Source organism: Paraburkholderia phymatum (assembly GCF_040965635.1).
Classification (GTDB): Bacteria; Pseudomonadota; Gammaproteobacteria; order Burkholderiales; family Burkholderiaceae; genus Paraburkholderia; species Paraburkholderia phymatum_B.
Genome location: NZ_JBFRCH010000002.1, coordinates 177,458 through 195,915 on the forward strand (window position 1 = coordinate 177,458; position 18,458 = coordinate 195,915).

Consider the following 18,458-nt stretch of genomic DNA (forward strand, 5'->3'; position numbering starts at 1 on the left):
TCCATCGTGCCCGATTGCGGACGATATGCTGGAACGACCGTGGGAAGCAGGTTCGCGGGTATTTTACTGATTTCGATGCGCGGGGCAATTTAGACGGAAGGTGTAGGACGGTTGGCGGGAATCTGTAGCCAGCGATTCGCAATCTCGAGGTGATCGGCGAAGCCGCGCATAACATCGAACTCAATCATCCGGATTTTTCTCACGGGTATTTCCCGGTTGATCCGGAAGTAGTCTGGCAAACGATCACTCGTAGTCTTCCCGCTTTAAAAGAGACGATCGCGGAAATTCGCGAGCAGACGCCGTAACGTCTGCTCCACGCGCACGCCTCTACTTCCCCTTGCTCTCCAGCTCATCCCATCTTTCGATCGCAACCAGCAACTCGTCTTCGATCGCGGCATAGCGCTCCGTCAGCCGCGCGCCTTCCTGCGCATCCTTCACGAAGATCGAGCCATCCTCGATCTGCGCGGCGATCGTCTTCTGTTCCGCTTCGAGTGCGGCGATCCGGTCGGGCAGCGCTTCCAGCTCGCGTTGCTCCTTGAACGAAAGCTTCACCGTGCGCTGCGCGTTGCGGCCCGCCGCGCTTTCCTTCGGCGCGGCTTCTTTCGGCGGCTCTTTGGGCGTGCCCTGCTGCGCGATCTGCTCGGAACGCTCGCTCTGGATCTGCCAGTCGGTGAAGCCGCCGACGTATTCGCGCCACTTGCCCTCGCCTTCCGACGCGATCACCGACGTCACGACGTTGTCCAGAAACGCGCGATCGTGACTGACCAGCAGTACCGTGCCTTCATAGTCGGTCAGCAGTTCTTCGAGCAGTTCCAGCGTAGGAATGTCGAGGTCGTTGGTCGGCTCGTCCAGCACCAGCACGTTCGCGGGACGCGCGAAAAGACGCGCGAGCAGCAACCGGTTGCGCTCGCCGCCCGACAGCGACTTCACGGGCGAACGCGCGCGCTCCGGTGCGAACAGGAAGTCGCCGAGATAGCTCATCACGTGCTTTTTCTGGCCGTTGATCTCGACCCAGTCGCTACCCGGGCTGATCGTATCGGCGAGACTCTTTTCGGGGTCGAGTTGCGCGCGCATCTGGTCGAAGTACGCCACCTGAAGGTTCGTGCCGACGCGCACCTTCCCTTCTTCCGGCTGCAGCTCGCCGAGAATAAGCTTGAGCAGCGTCGTCTTGCCCGCACCGTTCGGACCGACAAAGCCGATCTTGTCGCCGCGCATGACCGTCGTCGAGAAGCGCTCGACCACCGTGCGCGCGCCGTAGCGCTTCGTCACGTCCGTGAGTTCGGCGACGATCTTGCCGGACTTCTCGCCTTGCCCGACGTCGAGCTTCACGTTGCCCTGCACATTGCGGCGTTCCGCCTGATCCTTGCGCATCTGCACGAGCCGTGCGATGCGGCCGACGCTGCGCGTGCGCCGCGCTTCGACGCCCTTGCGAATCCACACTTCTTCCTGGGCAAGCAGCTTGTCGAACTTCTCGTTCTCGACCCGCTCGACTTCGAGCTGCTGCGCCTTGCGCGTCTGATACGCGGAGAAATTGCCCGGATACGACAGCAGACGCCCACGATCCAGTTCGACGATGCGCGTCGCGACGCGATCGAGAAATGCGCGATCGTGCGTGATGAACAGCAGGCCCGCGCGCTGCGCGATCAGCAGTTCTTCGAGCCAGCGAATGCCGTCGAAGTCCAGGTGATTGGTGGGCTCGTCGAGCAGCAGCACGTCCGGCTGCACGACGAGCGCGCGGGCCAGCGCGACGCGCTTTTGCATGCCGCCCGACAGCGCGCCCACGCGCGCGTCGCCGTCGAGCCCGATCTGCGCAAGCGTCGTCGCGACACGCGTGCGCCAGTTCCATGCATCCGTCGCATCCAGCGACGATTGCAATGCGTTCATCCGCGCGAGCAGCGCGTCGTGCCGCGCACCTTCCGGCGTTTCCGCCAGTTCGTGCGCGACCGTGTTGTATTCGTCGAGCAGCGTACTCGCGTGCGTGAGGCCCGCCGCGACCGTGTCGAACACCGACACATCGGCGTCGAACTCCGGTTCCTGCGGCACGTAGACGGTCACGAGATCTTGCTGGCGCGTGATCAGGCCGTCGTCCGGCTTGGCAAGTTCGGCGACGATCTTCAGCAGCGACGACTTGCCCGCGCCGTTACGGCCGATCAGCCCGACGCGCTCGCCGGCTTCGAGTGAGAAATCCGCGTGATCGAGCAGCGCGACGTGGCCGAACGCCAGTTGCGCGCCCGTAATGGTGTAAAGCGACATGGAAAATGAAGAAACCAGCGATGAGTCGGAAGCGCTCATTGTACCGGTCGATGGCGCGGACACTGGCGCGATACGGCCCGGCACGATGGCATAGGACGAATCGCATGGGCGTCGGCTGCGGCGATGCAAGGACCACGAAGCCCGCGTCTCGCCGAAAGGCGCGGAAAGGCGCGAAAGCAGCGGCCGATGGCAAGCGTCAGCCCCAGGCGCGTCGCAAATGCGAGCGCTGCATTCGCGCCGACGCTTACTTCACGTGAATCGTGATCGTCTTGCTCATGTCCGGACCGTACGAACGATGCGCGCCGTCGCCGAAATCGAGCGTCAGCGTATGCTCGCCCGGCGGCAGCGTGATTTCCGTTTCCGTCTGACCCTTGCCGAAATGGAGCGACTTGTCGTTGGCGGGAATGACCTCGCCCTTCGGCAGCGGCTGGCCGTCGACGATCAGATGGTGGTGCCCCGTGCCCTCCGTCGTCGTGCCGGCGGGCGCGACCTTCATGCCGTCGACGGCAAACTTCACGTGGACGGGATTGCTCACGGTCGCGCCGTCCTTCGGCTCGACGAAGGAGACGCTTGCGGCATGCGCCACGCCCGACACGACCAGCATGCCCGCGCACGCTGCGCCGGCCAGGCATCTGTTGTTCAGCATCGTTTTCCCTCCTTGTTGAAAGTGACCCGAGAGGCGCAAGGCACACCGACGGGCGTCCGCCGCGCAAAGCGCCACCGCAATCGAAGCATAGTCATTCGCACCGCGCCGCACGCGGGCCGGATAGTCGGCCGCTCGCGCCTTCGCATTGATTTAGAACGATAAACGGAGCGGGAAGCTCAAGCCTTCCAGGGAATTCCGGTAATATTGCGGGTCGCCGCCGGCTGCCCAATAAAGGGGCAGAGCTATGCGGATATTGCGTTGAATCGATGAAGAGTGTGTGTCGTGAGTGAAGTGATCGAATACAAGAGCTGGGTCTGCCTGATTTGCGGCTGGATCTACAACGAGGAAGAAGGTTTGCCCGAAGAAGGCATCGCCGCCGGTACGCGCTTTGCCGACATCCCGGATGACTGGCGCTGCCCGCTGTGCGACGTCGGCAAGGCGGAATTCGCCGTCGTCGAGTTCTGAGCAGATCGACGGGCGCTGGCGTGGCGGCGAGGTGGCGCTGATCGGCTGATGCCCCCGCCAGTCTCCGAACCGTTCCGCCGTGCGTTATACTCTGCGCTCGTCGGCGGCTCCTCCCCGTAGTTCAATGGATAGAACGAGTGCCTCCTAAGCGCTAGATACAGGTTCGATTCCTGTCGGGGGGACCAGACACCAGTTCGGTGACGGAAGGCGCCCAATAAAAAACCCGCAACGGCTCACGCCGTGCGGGTTTTTTATTGGCTGCAATGCCGGCGTCGCATCGGACGCCGAGACTTCCACAGCGATGCTTCGTCTAGCGTCGGCGCGAGATCCGAACCGGCGCCAGTTGCCGTTGGTCCCGACGATCGAAGAATCGGCTGAGCGCGAACAGCGACGCAGCCGCAAGCGGCCAGAGCACAAAAAAGGTAACGAGCATGATCGGCTCCAAAGCGAAATATCCGGCTTGAGTCTACCGGCTCGCCGCGCAGAGAGAATTACCGGAATTGCCAAAACACCGTTGCCTTTTTGATAGCAAAAGGGGCGCTACGCCGCAGACGACGGCGTGGCGCGGATCGTGCGGCGGTTTCGCGGACTGCACGCGTCGGGTCGGCGTCGACCGTCCGTGACAAAATCACGCACTTTGCGCAACGCGCGAGGACTACGAAGGACACTATCCATGGACATCAACAAGCAAGTCGCCGCCCTCACCGCTTCCGAACTGCAAACGGCGGGAGCAAGCCAGGCGACGGCCATCGCCGTCAGCGTGCTGCTGCGCCATCTGAGTTCGCCCGAGCTGTCGAAGCTGCTGAACTCGGCGTTCGAGAATCATCAGGCGGTGATGCTGCAAACGCCGTGGCCGGAACAGATGCTGCAATCGTTCGAAGCGACACGACGATTCCTCGAAGGCGCCGCCGCCAAGCCGCCCGCCAATCCGACGAATCCGGCCAATCCCGACGAGCCGGCCTGACACACCGTCCAGCGGCGCGCTGCCCGTTCGCGCCGCTGAGACGCGCCGCGGCCGTCCTCAAGAGCACCGAACCCGCCACGCAGCCACCCGAGCCCCCGGGCACGAGGCGGTAAGAAAATGCCACGCACGCCAGCCAGCACCTAAGTCCCGCCAGCCCAGCCCCGAATCCCCCGCGCCGCCAACCAGTGTGCGCTCTCCCACCTAACCCGCTGTTTGTCCGAGGACGAGCGGGCGGCATCCTCTTATCATTTCGTCACTCCTCCGAGACGTCAGGTTGACGAGATGCCCTACCCATACAACCTCGCTGTCGCCGCTGGCCTGATGATCGTCGTGCTCACGTGCAGCCTCGCGCTGATGCTGACATAAGTCGGCCAGGCGGGACAGGCGAACGCCGTCCACATCGGCGCGCCGGCTGGACCGAAAAAAATACTTTCACGGAACCCTAAAGTTTTCCCGGCCCCTGCCGTAGTGCGGGCATGGACAACTTCCTCACTTCGTCGGCGGGATCGTTCAAATCGACTCTGATCGATCAGGACATCGCGCACATAGCCCGCGTCATGCGGCCTTCAATGCACGGCGACCTGGGTGGGGCAATTCTCCCAGCCGCCTACTGGCGCAAGCGGCTCTTCGAGCTGCTCGAAGCCGAGCATCTGACCAACTCACAACTTTGCGCGATCGACGACTTGCTGTTGCAACTCGACGACCTCTGCGCAAAGGAGCTGGCGCCGCTGCCGGCGGCGACCGCGCGGCCCGCGGCGTCGCGCGACTCGAACCGGCATCGCGTGCGCCGCCGGCGCTGAGCGCGCGAGTACGACGACGAGTGTGACCACAAGCGGCTGGCAGCCCAGCCGCAGGGCGAACGCGCTTCGCGCATTTGACATTGGTTGACCCGCCACGCGCGTCCATCCACGATGCTGCTCGCGGCAGCGCGAACACCCGGCGGCACGACGACAGCGCGAGCTGGCGCGCCGCCGGGGCTGCCCCTTCCCATGTCGCCGCCGTCAAGACATCCAGGCGTCAAAACATTCAAGCTGGGTATTTTCTCCGCCGATCGCACAGCGACCGCAAATTGGGGACATTAATCGGTCATAATGTCCGCAAAAATACCCAGCAAGGACTCCTGTGACCCAGGCTTCGCCGCTCGACCTGCTGAAGCAGGCGCGCACCCGCTTCACACAAAAAGAAATCGCCGCGCATGTCGGCAAGGACATCAAGACGGTGCGCCGCTGGGAAAAAGGCGAAACGCCTTGTCCCGCGATGCTCGAACCGTCGCTGCGCGCGCTGCTGTATTCGACGGCCGGGCGAGGCGCCTCGCCACCAACTGGCGATCATTCGGGCCTGCGCTTCATCGATCTGTTCGCGGGCATCGGCGGAATCCGCATGGGCTTCGAGACACACGGCGCACAGTGCGTGTTCACGAGCGAATGGAACGATTTCTCGCAGAAGACGTATCGCGAGAATTTCCGCGACGAACCCGCGGGACATGAAGGCGCAGAACAACACGCGCTGATCGGCGACATCGTCACCTTTCCCGCCGAAGACGTCCCCGCACACGACATCCTGCTCGGCGGCTTTCCATGCCAGCCGTTTTCGATCGCGGGCGTCAGCAAGAAGAACGCGCTCGGCCGCCCGCACGGCTTCGAGTGCGCGACGCAGGGCACGCTCTTTTTCGACGTCGCGCGCATCATCGCCGCGCGCCGCCCCGCTGCGTTTCTGCTGGAAAACGTGAAGAACCTTCTGTCGCACGACAAGGGCCGCACCTTCGACGTGATCCTGCAAACGCTGCGCGACGAACTCGGCTACGAAGTGCACTACCGCGTGATCGACGGTGCGCATTTCACGCCGCAGCATCGCGAGCGGATCATCATCGTCGGCTTTCGCGGCAAGACATCGTTCACGTGGGATGATCTGCGGCTGCCCGAAGAAGGGCCGCGTCTCGCGTCGATCCTGCACCGGACGGATGGCACGGAACCCGTCCTGCCGTGGGATGCCGAGCGTTTCTTCGATCACGCCGCCCGCCAGGTTCAGCCGAAGTACACGCTGACGCCCAAGCTCTGGACCTACCTGAAGAGCTACGCGGACAAGCATCGCGCAGCGGGCAACGGCTTCGGCTACGGGATGGCGTATCCGCAAAGCGTAACGCGCACGCTGTCGGCGCGGTATCACAAGGACGGCTCGGAGATTCTCGTCTATCAGGGCGAGCGGCAGCGCCCGCGCCGCCTGACGCCGCGCGAGTGCGCGCGCCTGATGGGCTTTCCCGACACATACCGCATTCCCGTCAGCGACACGCAGGCGTACCGCCAGTTCGGCAACAGCGTCGTGGTGCCCGTGATGCGCGAAGTCGCGCGGATCATGCTGCCGCATGTGCTGGCGCTCACGCGTGAGGCGCACGCGGACGGCGCGGTGGAGCTGGCCGCCTGATGATCGATATCGTCGACGCCGCCACGCGCAGCCGGATGATGTCCGGCATTCGCGGACGCAACACGAAGCCCGAGGTTCTGATCCGCAGCCTGCTGCATCGGCGCGGCTTCCGCTTCCGCCTCGACGCGCGCGATCTGCCCGGCCGTCCCGACATCGTGCTGCCGCGCTACCGCGCGGTGATCTTCGTGCATGGCTGCTTCTGGCACGGTCACGATTGTCATCTCTTCAAATGGCCGTCGACGCGCCCGGACTTCTGGCGCGAAAAAATCGGCCGCAACCGCGCCAACGATGCGAAGGCCCAGGCCGCGCTTCTCGATGGCGGCTGGCGCGTCGCGACGGTGTGGGAATGCGCGTTGCGCGGAGCGAACCGGGATATCGACGGCGTTCTGCAACGTCTGATCGACTGGCTGCACGGCGACACGCCGCTGCACGAAGAACGCGCCTGACGCACCGCTTGCCGCAGCGTTTGCCGTGCCATTTGCCGCAGCGTCTGCCGCATCGCCTGTAGGGCCAGCCGCTGCGCCCGCTCCGGCGAACATTGCAAGGCGCCGGTGCTACACTCGATTGGCTCGCTGAAGTCTCTCCAGCGGTCTCTCAGCGGCTTCCGTCCATCCTGGAACCACCCCTGGAACCACCCTTGAAGGAGGCACACGATGGCTGATTTCCGAGTCTGGTCGGACGACTTCCCCGCCAACGGCTTCATGCCGAAAGCGCAAGAAATGAACGACAAGTCGTTCGGCGTCGCCGGCGACGGCGAGAACGTCTCTCCGGCATTGCAATGGGAGTCGCCGCCCGCCGACACCGAGAGCTTCGCGCTCACCGTCTACGATCCCGATGCGCCCACGGGCAGCGGCTTCTGGCACTGGGTCGTCGTCAACATTCCCGTCGACACGCGCTCGCTGCCGCGCAATGCGGGCAAGGCCGACGGCAGCCTGCTGCCGCAAGGCGCGGTGCAGTTCCGCAACGATTACGGCACCGTCGGCTTCGGCGGCGCAGCGCCGCCGCGCGGCGACAAGCCGCATCGCTACATCTACCGCGTTCATGCGCTGAAGGTGGCGAACCTGCCCCTTTCCGCCGATACGACGAACGCGGTTGCGCGCTTCATGACGCACCTGAACGAGATCGATTCGGCCACGTACACGGGCCTGTACGAACTGAAGTGACGATGCGCGCGGGCAAGACAAAAGCGTCGCCGTGCTTTGCCTCGCCCGCGCTTTCGCTGTGCAGCCCGCATGATCCGGCGTGAAAGCCGTGCGCAACGCGTGCTTCATGCAGGGTCGGCGCGGCCGTGCATCATCCCGTCGACAACCGGAACCGCAATCCCGGACTCTGCCGACGGTCATACGCGGCCGCCCGCCGTTCATCACAACAACACAATGCAAGCATCTTCTTCGAGGGACAACGGCAACACTTCCGGCTCGCCCGTGTCCGCTGCCGGGTCGCCCGCGCCGGACGCCGAACCCGGCTTGCCGGTGCCGCAACGCTACTGGGCGATTCTCGTCGTCGCGCTCGGCATCACGCTTGCCGTGCTCGACAGCGCGATCGCCAACGTCGCGCTGCCGACCATCGCGCGCAATCTGCATGCGAGCGCCGCGAGTTCGATCTGGATCGTCAACGCGTATCAGTTGTCGGTGACGATCTCGCTGCTGCCGCTGTCGTCGCTGGGCGATCGGATCGGCTACCGGCGCGTTTATCTGAGCGGGATGGTGCTGTTCACGGTGGCATCGCTCGGCTGCGCGCTGTCCGGCTCGCTGCCGATGCTCGCGCTCGCCCGCGTGATCCAGGGCTTCGGCGCGGCGGGCATCATGAGCGTGAACACGGCGCTCGTGCGGATGATCTATCCGCCCGCGCGCCTTGGGCGCGGCATCGCGATCAACGCGATGGTCGTGGCGATCGCGTCCGCGGTCGGGCCGACGGTGGCGTCGGGCGTGCTCTCTGTCGCGCCCTGGCCGTGGCTGTTCGCGATCAACGTGCCGATCGGCATTGCGGCGCTCGCGGTGGGCCTGCGCGCGCTGCCGCGCAACGAACACCATCCGTCGCCGTACGACTATCCGAGCGCGATCATGAACGCGTTCGTGTTCGGCCTGCTGATCTTCGCCGTCGACGGGCTCGGCCACGGCGAACGGTATCGCTTCGTCGCCATTGAGCTGATCGTCGCGGTCGTGATCGGCTACTTCTTCGTGCGGCGGCAATTGACGCAGCCCGCGCCGCTTCTGCCCGTCGATCTGCTGAAGATTCCGATCTTCGGGCTGTCGGTCGGCACGTCGGTGTGCTCTTTCTGCGCGCAGATGCTGGCGTTCGTGTCGCTGCCCTTCCTGTTGCAGAACCATCTCGGCATGTCGCAAGTGGAAACCGGCTTGCTGATGACGCCGTGGCCGCTCGTGATCGTCGGTGCGGCGCCGCTGTCGGGCGTATTGTCGGACCGGATTTCGGCGGGCTGGCTGGGCGGCGCCGGACTCGCGACGCTCACCGTCGGCCTGCTGCTGCTCGCGACGCTCGGCGCGCACCCGACACCCGTCGATATCGTGTGGCGCATGGCGCTGTGCGGCGCGGGCTTCGGCATCTTCCAGTCGCCCAACAACCGGACGATGCTGTCGGCCGCGCCGCGCCATCGCAGCGGCGGCGCGAGCGGCATGCTCGGCACGGCGCGCCTGACGGGGCAAACGCTCGGCTCGGCGCTCGTCGCGCTCGTGTTCGGCGTCGCGCCGGAGCATGGTCCCGTCATCTCGCTCTATCTGGCGGCGGGCTTTTCGGCGGTGGCGTCCGTCGTCAGCACGATGCGCGTGACCCAGCATGGCGCGGCGACGGCAGCGCGATAGTTTCAGCGTGTCAGTCGCAGCGCGCCCGCATCGCGCCCTTTTCTCCCGCCGGGCCGCCTCATCCAGCCGTTCGCGCCCGAGCGGCTTCCGTCCCTGCACTTTGCGCCTATTCTTGTAGTCGAAGGTTATGACCCGCCGCCGCCGTTCGTCGCGACGGCCGGCGGGGCTTTCGTTCTGGCCTTTGAACGCGATAGGGGGCGCCATGTCACTCATCGTCGCTGGACGTTTCACCACTTTCCCCGCCGCCGAAGACGCCGCGCAGAAGCTCTTCGACAACGGATTCCTCGGGGAAGACGTCACGCTGTTCTTCGTCAATCCGCGCGGCCAGCACGCGCGCCATCCGCTCGACGAACACGCGGGCGCGCCACCAACGATCACGAGCGCTCTGCCGCCGACGCTGCATCTCCATCACCACGCGGTGACGATCGGCGCGGTCGCGGGGGCCGTAATCGGCGTCGCGGTGTTCGCGGCGTTCGCGGCGTCGATGCCCGTCGTCGTGATCGCGGCGGGTACGGGCGCGTATCTGGGCGCGCTCGTCGGCAGGATGGTGCAAGCGCGTAGCCGTCCGCCCGAGCATCACGACGTCGTGCATCACGAGTTGCGCAATTCGGGTGTGCTCGTCGCCGTGCACGTGTGCCCGGAGAATCAGATGGAAGCCGCGCGCATCCTGCGTGAAGCAGGCGGCGCGGACATCGAGCGCGCAACGGGCCGCTGGCAGCGCGGCAAATGGGCGGATTTCGATCCGCGTCAGACGCCCGTGCCGCTGACCGACCTGAACCAGCAGCAGGCCTGAGCGAGGCTGGCAGGAAACGAAAACGGCAGCCGTTGCAGGCTGCCGCTTTGGCGTGCGCGCGTCGCAGGCGCACATGCCTCGGACGCGCACGCGCGTGACGCTCGTATGGCGTGGGATCTCACGTCATGCCGTGACGTCGGCGCGCTTGACCGCCTTCTCCGTCACCGATGAAGCCGTCGCGACGTGCCGCAAGTCCGCGAGGAACGTATCGCGCCACACCGACAGGTTGTTCTCGCGCAGCGGCGCCATCATGTCCGCGTGACGAGCCTGGCGCTCGGCGAGCGGCATCGACAGCGCGCGCTCCAGCGCCTCGGCCATCTGCGACAGATCGAACGGATTGACGACCAGCGCGCCCGGCAACTGCTCGGCCGCGCCCGCGAACTGCGACAGCACCAGCACGCCGGGATCGGCGGGGTCCTGCGACGCGACATACTCCTTCGCGACGAGGTTCATCCCGTCGCGCAGCGGCGTCACGTAGCCGACCTGCGACTGGCGGAACAGCGCCATCAGCAGATTGCGTTCGTACTTGCGGTTCAGGTACTGGATCGGCGTCCAGTCGAGCTGCGCGAAACGGCCGTTGATGCGCCCCGCCTCGCCCTCCAGATTCTGACGAATGCGCTGATACGTCTGCACGTCGGAGCGCGTCGGCGGCGCGACCTGCACGAGCGACACGCGGCCATGCCAGCCAGGCGCATTCAACAACAGACGCTCGAACGCCTGGAAACGCTCGACGAGTCCCTTCGAATAGTCGAGCCGGTCGACGCTCATGATCAGCTTGCGGCCGCGCATCGCGTCGCGCAGGCTGCGGACCTGCTTGCGGTCGCCGTACTGTTCGGCGGCTTTCGCGATCGCGTCGGGATAGATGCCGATCGGATAGGCGGCGACTTTCAGGAAACGGCCATACGCGTGGACCATGTTCTCGTCGCTGAGCGTGCCGTGGTTGCCGCGCTCGATGTAATCGACGAACGATTGCCGGTCCGCGTCCGTCTGAAACCCGACCACGTCATAGCTGCACATGCTCTTCACGAGCTCTTCGTTTGGCGGCACCGTGCGCATCACTTCGGGCACGGGAAACGGAATATGCAGGAAAAAGCCGATCGGGTTCTTCACGCCGAGATCGCGCAGGCACCGTGCAAACGGCAGCAGGTGATAGTCGTGGACCCAGATGATGTCGTCGGGCCTCACCAGTTCCTTCAACTGCTGTGCGAGCGACGCGTTGACGCGCAAGTAGCCTGCATACTCCTGGCGGTCATAACGCGACAGATCATTGCGATAGTGAAAAGTCGGCCACAGCGTCGCATTCGAAAAGCCGCGGTAGTACTGGTCGTAGTCGCGCTTGGTCAGCCCCACCGTCGCATAGGTCACGTTGCCCTGCTTTTCGATGACGGGCGGCGACGGCTCGGCGGCGATCTCGCCGCTCCATCCGAACCACACACCTCCCGTTTCCTTCAGGGCATCCAGTACCCCGATCGCCAGACCGCCCGCTGCGGGGCGTCCTTCCTGAGTCGGCGCGACGCGGTTTGAAACTACGATCAATCTGCTCATTGCGGCTCCACCTCATTCAGTTGACTTACATGCGGTGATACACCGAGTTATGGCACGCAAATCTCATGCCGTATTGGGCAAAATTATGGAATAAAGATGTATGTAAATGTGACAGACAAGCAAAAACACGCTGCGCACACGATAATGGGCAGCAAATTATTCGCCTGTCGAATTAACCGGGACCGGCCGGAAAAGGCGGCTCAGGCGTCCTGCTCGGAGCCCAGATCGCGCTGGTAATCCAGCCCTTCCTGGCGCGTGCCGCCCTGGTTGTGTTCCCCGTCGGGCGGAGCATCAGGCGCGGCGCGGTTCTCGTGCGCCGGGTCAGATGTCGCGGGTTGATTGCCCGTGCCGCCGGCTGGCCGCTGATCGCGCTTCGAATGGCGCGCGGAGCGCCGCAATGCGGGATGTCTCATGATGGACGCCTCCAGGGAAGGCTACTGCCCGAACGGGGGGTCGATCGGGCCGCATCACCTTAGTCTAGGTTGATGAACGTAATTTGCCGGTAAAAAGTTCGCCGGTTTTGTAACAGGTACTCTCTCGGGCCCGGCAATTGCACGCGCGGCGCGTGCCTCCGAGCGGCGTCGACGGCGGCATGGGTTTTTATCGCCAGCCGCCATGTAGCGCGCCGCCGGGATGCGTATGCGGCGTCTGCGAAGGTTGCGACGGCGGATCGCCGATAGGCGGCGCGTCGGGTTCGACGGGCTCGCGCGTCGGATCCGGCACCGTATCCGGCTGGTCCGGCTCCGGCGGCTGGCCGGGCTCCGGCGTGTCCGGCTCGGGCACGTCGGGCGTATCAGGCGTGGTGGGGTCGGGGCGATGCGCGTGCAGATCGTGGACGGCGTCGTAATCCGGCATGTTGGACTCCCTGATTTCGTTGACCGTCGTCTCGCCTGTGCGATGCAACCGGTCGAACTGATCCAGCAAAGCCTGTGCCGTTCTGACGCCGTCCGACGTGGCCGCGACGACGATCGGCGTGACTGCCCTGACGTGAATGCCCTGACGTCAGATGCCGCTCAGGCGTCCGCCTTGCCGAGCGCCTGAGGTTCGTCGTTGACGTCGTCGCCATCGGCGCGGCCGGCGTCATTGCCGTACTCGACGAGCCGGTTGTACAGCGTCTTCAGGCTGATGCCGAGAATCTCGGCGGCGCGCGTCTTCACGCCGCTGCACTGCTCGAGCGTGGCGAGAATCAGCTGACGGTCGGCTTCCGCCAGCGACGTGCCGAACGGAATCGTGATCGCCGTGCCCGCCGTCGGCTTCGACAGCGAGATCTGCAGCGGCACGGTCGCCGTGCTGTCCGAATCGGCGCTCGACATGATGTGCGCGCGCTGCACGTAATTCTTCAGCTCGCGCACGTTGCCCGGCCACGGATACGACATCAGCATCTCGCGCACGGCGGGCGGGAAATGCTTCTTCGTGCCGTGCTGCTCGTTGAGGTCGTCGAGGAACGATTGCGCGAGCAGTTCGACGTCCTTGCCGCGCTCGCGCAGCGGCGGCAGGCTGATCGGAAACACGTTGAGCCGGTGATACAAGTCGAGCCGCAGCTTGCCTTCCAGCACCGCCTGCTCGGGATCACGGTTGGTCGCGGCGATCAGGCGCACATCCGTTTCGATTTCCTTCGTCGTGCCGACCCGCATGAACATGCCCGTCTCCAGCACGCGCAGCAGCTTCACCTGCAATTCGATCGGCATTTCGGTGATTTCGTCGAGGAACAGCGTGCCGCCGTTCGCGCGTTCGAAATAGCCCTTGTGCTGCCGGTCCGCGCCCGTGAACGCGCCGCGCTCGTGGCCGAACATCTCCGATTCGATCAGGTTCGGCGAGATCGCGCCGCAATTCACCGCGAGAAACGCATGCTTGCGGCGCAGGCTCAGCTGATGGAGCGTCTGCGCGGCCACTTCCTTGCCCGTGCCCGATTCGCCGACGAGCATCACGGAGGCCGCCGTCGGCGCGACGCGGCTGATCTGGTCGTACACCTGCTGCATGACGGATGAGTTGCCGAGCATCAGGCCGAAGCGGCCCATGCGGCGCAGCTCGCCGCGCAGCGTGCCGATCTCGGCCTTCAGATCGCCGGCGCGCGGCAGGCGGCTCAGAATCGACTTCACGCGCTGCATGTTGATCGGCTTCACCAGATAGTCGGCGGCGCCCATCTTCAGCGCGCTCACGGCCGATTCGACAGTCGCGTGACCCGTGATCACGACGAACTCGACGCCCGAGCGCGGATCGAGATCCTCGAACAGATCGACGCCCGTGCCGTCGGGCAGCTTCAGATCGGTGAACACGACATCGGGCATCTGCCGCACGAGCTGGATGCGCGCCTCGCGCAGATCGCTCGCCGTGGCCGTCGTCAGCCCGTCTTCCGCGATGATCGCCGCAAGCGCATCGCGGGTACCGGGATCGTCATCGACAATCAATACATGTGGCATCGCGTGTGGATAGCTCGAAAGTACTGGTAGTGAACACGCGCAGCGTGCGTTCGCCAGAAAGTTGCGACGACGAAAACGCCCGCGCGCTGCGATTTCAGGTCTAAGCCTGCATCGCGACGCCGGACGCTCGAATCGGAAAAACTTTCCGACTTAACGCATCTGCGCAACAATTTCCGTAAAATTTGCCGTCAACCGCATATATTGTTGTGGTTTTTGATCATTATACGGCTTATGCCGAAAAATATCGGCCATTGGCCAGCAGGCGCGCGCCGCATGCACGACTCGTCGCGGCCGTGGCGACGGCAGTTGGATCATCCGCGCGGAAACGGCCATGCGTCGCCGCTCGCGCCGTGGTCCGCGCCGTTGCCGCCGCGCAGATGCGAGGCGGGCGCCATTTGCGCGCCGGACGGCTGCTCGGGATCCGTCACCGAGCCGCCCTCGCCTTCCCAGCGCGTCAGATCGCGCGCCAGCGGCGGCTGCACGCCGCGTCGCCGTTGCATCCAGCGCCAGGTCAGTACGCTGCCCACTGCGAACAGAGCGCCGAATATGCCGATTGTGGGTCGTGCCATCTTGAACTCCTTATCGTCGTGAATGTGGGACTGGGGCGTCGTCACCGCGCCCGACAGCGTCCATGAACGCCGATCACCGCGACGCGAGCAAACCGAGTGCGAAGCCGACGCCCGCCGCGATGCCGAGCGACTGCCACGGGTTCTGGCGAACGTAGCGCTCGGTCTGAACCGTCGCGCTACGGTAGCGCCGGTGCGCCGACGTCTGCGCATCGCCGAGCGCCGCCTGCAACGTATCGACGTGCGTGCGCAGCCGCTCGCGCAAGGAATCGAGGCCCTCGCCCGGAACGGTCGCCGCAAGCCGCAGCATTTCTTCCGAGTCGGTCAACAGCACCCTGAGATCTTCGACAATTTTCTGCCTGCCCAATGCGAGCTGCTCGGTTGTTTCTGTCATTGCAATCTCCTTTTCGGCGCGGGACCGGTATGTCTCATCGGCCGACGCCGGATTCCGGCGAGGCCAGCGCCGCGTCGTGGAGGCGCCTCTTTGCGCTCGCCGCCACGCATGGCGCGCGCCGCCGGTTCGACCTTCGTCGCGCGTTCATCCGCCCTTTCCGGTGTCATGCAACGGATGTACCCGGCCACCTCCATGCGATTCAAGCTTGCCCCCCGAGTTCCGCCTCGCCGCCGATTTCAAGATACGCGCAAGACGCGCGCAAAACAGACAAACTTGCCGGGAGATCGCGCAACAGATGCAACTTTTTCCGGCATCTCTCGTCGATCGTCCGTCAAAGTTTGCATATTTTCAGCGAATGCGAAATTCGCACGCGCCTTGCCGGATATGGCGCGCCAATGGTTAAATTGCCTTTTATGAGATAGTGGACCCCACTTACGGGGCAGTCTACGCACCCGATACTGGCCTGCGCCATTCAGACACTCACCCGAAATTGCACAGGACACCCTTGGCTATGTCGTCAACCGATCTGGACTCGCCCGCTGCGGAAGCCGGTGGCAGCGCTCCCGCGCCACAGGGCAGGCAACGCGCGGTCGAAGGCGTCCCCGGACTGAAGTCGTATGGCGTGCTGTACGGCTCGTCGCCGGTGATGCTGGATCTCTACGAGCAGATCGACCGTGTGGCCGCGACGGATGCGACCGCGCTCATCATCGGCGAGTCGGGCACCGGCAAGGAACTGATCGCCCGCACGATCCACGAGCACAGCGCGCGCAAGGAAGGCGCGTTCGTCGCCGTCAATTGCGGCGCGATACCCGACGAACTGATCGAAGCGGAACTGTTCGGCCACGAGAAGGGCAGCTTCACGGGCGCGGTGCAAGGCCGCGTCGGCTACTTCGAACACGCGAACGGCGGCACGCTGTTCCTCGACGAAGTGACGGAAATGGCGCCCGTGCGCCAGGTCAAGCTGTTGCGCGCGCTGGAAACGGGCACGTTCTATCGAGTCGGCGGCACCGAGCTGATTCGCGGCGACGTGCGCGTGATCGCCGCGACCAATCGCGACCCCGCCGTTGCCGTGAAGGAAAACGGCCTGCGCGAGGACCTGATGTACCGGCTCGCCGTGTTTCCGCTGCGTGCGCCGCCACTGCGCGAACGCGAAGGCGACCGTGAACTGCTCGCGCTGCATTTCCTCGATGAACTCAATCGCCAGGAAGGCGCGAACAAGGTCTTCAGCAAGCGGTCGATGGAAACGCTGCGCACATGGTCATGGCCGGGCAACGTGCGCGAGCTGAAGAACGCCGTGTACCGCGCGTTCATTCTCGCCGAGAAGGCCGTCGAGTTGCCGCATCCGCATCTGATGTCGCGCGTGAAGAAGCCCGTCACGCTCGGCGATTCGATGAGCGTGTGGATCGGCACGCCGCTCGCCGATGCGCAGAAGCAGATCATCCTCGGCACGCTCAAGTACTGCGGCGGCGACAAGCGGCGCGCGGCCAAGGCGCTCGGCGTGAGTCTCAAGACGCTGTACAACCGGCTCAGCGCATACGGCGACGAAGATTCGAATCCCGACGAATCGTGACACGCGACGCTGCACGTGATGCGCCGCGTGCCGCGCCACAGTCGTGCGCTTCGTTGCACGCTCATCTATTGCGTTTAGCGCGGCATCGCTTGCCGCTCGTTCACAGGCAATTCCTCACACGCGCCGCGACGCACGCGACGCGCATCTTTGCGCATTGGCGGCAACACTGCGCGATCCGTCCAGGCATGCGGACTGCTAGCAACTTCAAGCAGAAAGACAGCGGCCCCGCAGCATCTTTTGCAATTGCTTGCACTTTCCCTATGCCAATTACAAAAGGCATCCTGCACAATGCCGCTGCGTAAAAATCAGACGCAGTCTGTCCTTCGCGCCGGCGCGGTCCGCGCATCGAAGGCACGAGCAGGAGCCATGACCAAGAAATGCAAAAAGCCATGCACCGCCAAGCGCACACGGCGCGGCCCGCGACGATGCGGCGTTCAATCTTTCCGGGCGCCACGCTGATTGCCACGCTGGCCGTCGCCGTCACGACGGCACTGAGCGGCTGCAGCTCGCTCTACTCTGAAGGCGCGACGGCGGGCGCCGGTATCGCCGGCGCGGCCATCGCCGGCAAAGTCACCAACAACGCAGCCGTCGCGACGGGCATCGGCCTTGGCGCCGTCGCTGCGGCGCGGGCGGGCGTCCAGTACTCCGAGCGCGTCATCCACCGCAATACTCAGGACAGCATCGCAATCGCCGCGGGCCCGCTCGCGGTGGGCGCTGTCGCGCCGTGGAGCATCACGCATTCGGTGCCGCTCGAAGACGACGAGCACGGCCGCGTGACCGTGAGCCGCGCGATCAGCATGGGCGAGCTCGACTGCAAGGAGATCGTCTTCTCCGTCGACAAGACGGCGACGAAGAACGTGCCCGCATCGAGCGCGTTCTATGTCGCGTCGATCTGCCGCGACGGCAATGCGTGGAAGTGGGCATCGGCCGAACCCGCGACCGAACGCTGGGGCTCGCTGCAATGAGCGCGCGCCGGGCACACAAGCGGGCACTGCATCGGCTGCGCGCGAATCGCGCATCCGCGCGGCTTGCGCTCGCCGGCGCGTTGTGCGTCGGCGCGTTGACGCTCATGAGCGGCTGCAGCTCGACCTCCGTCGGCGCGGCGGCGGGCGCGGGCGCAGGCGCGGCGACGGGGCTCGTCACGGCGAATCCCGCCGTGGGCATCGGCGTCGGCATCGCGGTGCAGGCCGCCACCGACGAAGCCGTCGCGCGGTATATGCGCGTCATGCATTCGGATCAGCAGAATGTGATCGCGGCGCTCGCGGGTGCGATGCCTGTCGGCGAAACGCGCGACTGGAGCGTCAAGCACGCGCTGCCCATCGAGAACGGCCACGGCCAGGTGCGCGTGACGCGCGCGTTCGCTTCGTCGCTCGCGATCTGCAAGGAGTTCGTGTTCTCCGTCGTCGATGGCGACAAGCCCGACTCGAAGATCTACTGGTACACGGCTGCCGCATGCCAGCAGGACGACAAATACTGGAAGTGGGCATCGGCGGAACCGGCTGTCGAGCGGTGGGGCAATCTGCAGTAACCAGGGCATTGATTCGTCCCGCCACACGATACGATGCAGATGCGTCGCATACGAAAAAAGGGGAGCCGCACGGC

20 protein-coding genes and 1 tRNA gene are annotated in these 18,458 nt (G+C 64.9%); 13 read left to right on the forward strand and 8 right to left on the reverse strand.

The window, feature by feature from the left end; translation table 11 throughout:
• Positions 1–149 precede the first annotated feature (149 nt).
• A complete protein-coding gene (locus tag AB4Y32_RS04190) occupies positions 150–305 on the forward strand; it encodes a DUF86 domain-containing protein (RefSeq protein WP_368720122.1) in 156 nt (51 codons plus the stop codon).
• A 22-nt stretch (positions 306–327) separates the two neighbouring features.
• Here AB4Y32_RS04190 and AB4Y32_RS04195 read toward each other — a convergent pair whose 3' ends face one another.
• Together AB4Y32_RS04195 and AB4Y32_RS04200 are read right to left on the reverse strand one after the other, a co-directional pair.
• Positions 328–2,253, reverse strand: a complete 1,926-nt coding sequence (locus AB4Y32_RS04195; protein ID WP_368720540.1) for an ATP-binding cassette domain-containing protein — start codon at positions 2,251–2,253, stop codon at positions 328–330.
• A gap of 244 nt (positions 2,254–2,497) precedes the next feature.
• The gene (locus tag AB4Y32_RS04200) at positions 2,498–2,899 is read right to left on the reverse strand and encodes a DUF4399 domain-containing protein (protein ID WP_368720123.1); all 402 of its coding nucleotides are present in this window, start codon (positions 2,897–2,899) and stop codon (positions 2,498–2,500) included.
• Positions 2,900–3,172: 273 nt separating this feature from the next.
• Here AB4Y32_RS04200 and AB4Y32_RS04205 point away from each other — a divergent pair, with 273 nt between their 5' ends.
• The 9 genes from AB4Y32_RS04205 to AB4Y32_RS04245 all read left to right on the forward strand — a co-directional run bounded on the left by AB4Y32_RS04205 (position 3,173) and on the right by AB4Y32_RS04245 (position 10,361).
• Positions 3,173–3,364: a rubredoxin gene (locus AB4Y32_RS04205; protein WP_407670772.1), complete on the forward strand. Its 192-nt coding sequence runs from the start codon at positions 3,173–3,175 to the stop codon at positions 3,362–3,364.
• 110 nt (positions 3,365–3,474) lie between these two features.
• Positions 3,475–3,549, forward strand: a tRNA-Arg gene (locus AB4Y32_RS04210).
• A 488-nt stretch (positions 3,550–4,037) separates the two neighbouring features.
• On the forward strand, positions 4,038–4,328 hold the full coding sequence (locus AB4Y32_RS04215) for a hypothetical protein (protein WP_368720124.1): 291 nt from the start codon (positions 4,038–4,040) through the stop codon (positions 4,326–4,328).
• A gap of 476 nt (positions 4,329–4,804) precedes the next feature.
• On the forward strand, positions 4,805–5,128 hold the full coding sequence (locus AB4Y32_RS04220; protein ID WP_368720125.1) for a hypothetical protein: 324 nt from the start codon (positions 4,805–4,807) through the stop codon (positions 5,126–5,128).
• Between the two features lie 322 nt (positions 5,129–5,450).
• Positions 5,451–6,749 (forward strand): DNA (cytosine-5-)-methyltransferase, encoded by a 1,299-nt coding sequence (gene dcm / locus AB4Y32_RS04225; protein WP_368720126.1) that lies wholly within the window; start codon positions 5,451–5,453, stop codon positions 6,747–6,749.
• Entirely contained in the window at positions 6,749–7,195 is a 447-nt protein-coding gene (locus AB4Y32_RS04230) for a very short patch repair endonuclease (protein ID WP_368720127.1), read from the forward strand. The genes dcm and AB4Y32_RS04230 overlap by 1 nt, the downstream gene beginning before the upstream one ends.
• A gap of 207 nt (positions 7,196–7,402) precedes the next feature.
• On the forward strand, positions 7,403–7,912 hold the full coding sequence (locus AB4Y32_RS04235) for a YbhB/YbcL family Raf kinase inhibitor-like protein (protein WP_368720128.1): 510 nt from the start codon (positions 7,403–7,405) through the stop codon (positions 7,910–7,912).
• A gap of 213 nt (positions 7,913–8,125) precedes the next feature.
• A complete protein-coding gene (locus AB4Y32_RS04240; protein ID WP_368720129.1) occupies positions 8,126–9,568 on the forward strand; it encodes an MFS transporter in 1,443 nt (480 codons plus the stop codon).
• A 202-nt stretch (positions 9,569–9,770) separates the two neighbouring features.
• A complete protein-coding gene (locus tag AB4Y32_RS04245; protein WP_368720130.1) occupies positions 9,771–10,361 on the forward strand; it encodes a hypothetical protein in 591 nt (196 codons plus the stop codon).
• 123 nt (positions 10,362–10,484) lie between these two features.
• Here AB4Y32_RS04245 and otsA read toward each other — a convergent pair whose 3' ends face one another.
• The 6 genes from otsA to AB4Y32_RS04275 form a co-directional block, all read right to left on the reverse strand.
• Positions 10,485–11,906, reverse strand: coding sequence for an alpha,alpha-trehalose-phosphate synthase (UDP-forming) (gene otsA, locus AB4Y32_RS04250; protein ID WP_368720131.1), 1,422 nt, complete (start codon positions 11,904–11,906; stop codon positions 10,485–10,487).
• Between the two features lie 200 nt (positions 11,907–12,106).
• Positions 12,107–12,319, reverse strand: coding sequence for a hypothetical protein (locus AB4Y32_RS04255; RefSeq protein WP_368720132.1), 213 nt, complete (start codon positions 12,317–12,319; stop codon positions 12,107–12,109).
• A 187-nt stretch (positions 12,320–12,506) separates the two neighbouring features.
• The gene (locus AB4Y32_RS04260) at positions 12,507–12,761 is read right to left on the reverse strand and encodes a hypothetical protein (protein ID WP_368720133.1); all 255 of its coding nucleotides are present in this window, start codon (positions 12,759–12,761) and stop codon (positions 12,507–12,509) included.
• 158 nt (positions 12,762–12,919) lie between these two features.
• Entirely contained in the window at positions 12,920–14,326 is a 1,407-nt protein-coding gene (locus AB4Y32_RS04265) for a sigma-54-dependent transcriptional regulator (protein WP_368720134.1), read from the reverse strand.
• 311 nt (positions 14,327–14,637) lie between these two features.
• Entirely contained in the window at positions 14,638–14,895 is a 258-nt protein-coding gene (locus tag AB4Y32_RS04270; protein WP_368720135.1) for a hypothetical protein, read from the reverse strand.
• A gap of 73 nt (positions 14,896–14,968) precedes the next feature.
• A complete protein-coding gene (locus tag AB4Y32_RS04275) occupies positions 14,969–15,286 on the reverse strand; it encodes a YqjD family protein (RefSeq protein WP_368720136.1) in 318 nt (105 codons plus the stop codon).
• A gap of 511 nt (positions 15,287–15,797) precedes the next feature.
• Here AB4Y32_RS04275 and AB4Y32_RS04280 point away from each other — a divergent pair.
• The 3 genes from AB4Y32_RS04280 to AB4Y32_RS04290 all read left to right on the forward strand — a co-directional run bounded on the left by AB4Y32_RS04280 (position 15,798) and on the right by AB4Y32_RS04290 (position 18,384).
• Entirely contained in the window at positions 15,798–16,856 is a 1,059-nt protein-coding gene (locus AB4Y32_RS04280; protein WP_368720137.1) for a sigma-54 interaction domain-containing protein, read from the forward strand.
• A 377-nt stretch (positions 16,857–17,233) separates the two neighbouring features.
• Positions 17,234–17,821: a hypothetical protein gene (locus AB4Y32_RS04285; protein ID WP_439899725.1), complete on the forward strand. Its 588-nt coding sequence runs from the start codon at positions 17,234–17,236 to the stop codon at positions 17,819–17,821.
• On the forward strand, positions 17,818–18,384 hold the full coding sequence (locus AB4Y32_RS04290) for a hypothetical protein (protein WP_368720138.1): 567 nt from the start codon (positions 17,818–17,820) through the stop codon (positions 18,382–18,384). Before AB4Y32_RS04285 ends, AB4Y32_RS04290 begins: the two co-directional genes overlap by 4 nt.
• The last annotated feature ends 74 nt before the right edge of the window (positions 18,385–18,458 follow it).

Excerpts from the sequence above, each read along its gene's own strand:
- AB4Y32_RS04195 (WP_368720540.1), bottom strand. The coding sequence starts at position 2,253 with ATGTCGCTTTACACCATTACGGGCGCGCAACTGGCGTTCGGCCACGTC.
- AB4Y32_RS04200 (WP_368720123.1), bottom strand. The coding sequence starts at position 2,899 with ATGCTGAACAACAGATGCCTGGCCGGCGCAGCGTGCGCGGGCATGCTG.
- AB4Y32_RS04215 (WP_368720124.1), top strand. The coding sequence starts at position 4,038 with ATGGACATCAACAAGCAAGTCGCCGCCCTCACCGCTTCCGAACTGCAA.
- AB4Y32_RS04220 (WP_368720125.1), top strand. The coding sequence starts at position 4,805 with ATGGACAACTTCCTCACTTCGTCGGCGGGATCGTTCAAATCGACTCTG.
- AB4Y32_RS04230 (WP_368720127.1), top strand. The coding sequence starts at position 6,749 with ATGATCGATATCGTCGACGCCGCCACGCGCAGCCGGATGATGTCCGGC.
- AB4Y32_RS04235 (WP_368720128.1), top strand. The coding sequence starts at position 7,403 with ATGGCTGATTTCCGAGTCTGGTCGGACGACTTCCCCGCCAACGGCTTC.
- AB4Y32_RS04240 (WP_368720129.1), top strand. The coding sequence starts at position 8,126 with ATGCAAGCATCTTCTTCGAGGGACAACGGCAACACTTCCGGCTCGCCC.
- AB4Y32_RS04245 (WP_368720130.1), top strand. The coding sequence starts at position 9,771 with ATGTCACTCATCGTCGCTGGACGTTTCACCACTTTCCCCGCCGCCGAA.
- otsA (WP_368720131.1), bottom strand. The coding sequence starts at position 11,906 with ATGAGCAGATTGATCGTAGTTTCAAACCGCGTCGCGCCGACTCAGGAA.
- AB4Y32_RS04255 (WP_368720132.1), bottom strand. The coding sequence starts at position 12,319 with ATGAGACATCCCGCATTGCGGCGCTCCGCGCGCCATTCGAAGCGCGAT.
- AB4Y32_RS04260 (WP_368720133.1), bottom strand. The coding sequence starts at position 12,761 with ATGCCGGATTACGACGCCGTCCACGATCTGCACGCGCATCGCCCCGAC.
- AB4Y32_RS04265 (WP_368720134.1), bottom strand. The coding sequence starts at position 14,326 with ATGCCACATGTATTGATTGTCGATGACGATCCCGGTACCCGCGATGCG.
- AB4Y32_RS04270 (WP_368720135.1), bottom strand. The coding sequence starts at position 14,895 with ATGGCACGACCCACAATCGGCATATTCGGCGCTCTGTTCGCAGTGGGC.
- AB4Y32_RS04275 (WP_368720136.1), bottom strand. The coding sequence starts at position 15,286 with ATGACAGAAACAACCGAGCAGCTCGCATTGGGCAGGCAGAAAATTGTC.
- AB4Y32_RS04280 (WP_368720137.1), top strand. The coding sequence starts at position 15,798 with ATGTCGTCAACCGATCTGGACTCGCCCGCTGCGGAAGCCGGTGGCAGC.
- AB4Y32_RS04285 (WP_439899725.1), top strand. The coding sequence starts at position 17,234 with ATGCAAAAAGCCATGCACCGCCAAGCGCACACGGCGCGGCCCGCGACG.
- AB4Y32_RS04290 (WP_368720138.1), top strand. The coding sequence starts at position 17,818 with ATGAGCGCGCGCCGGGCACACAAGCGGGCACTGCATCGGCTGCGCGCG.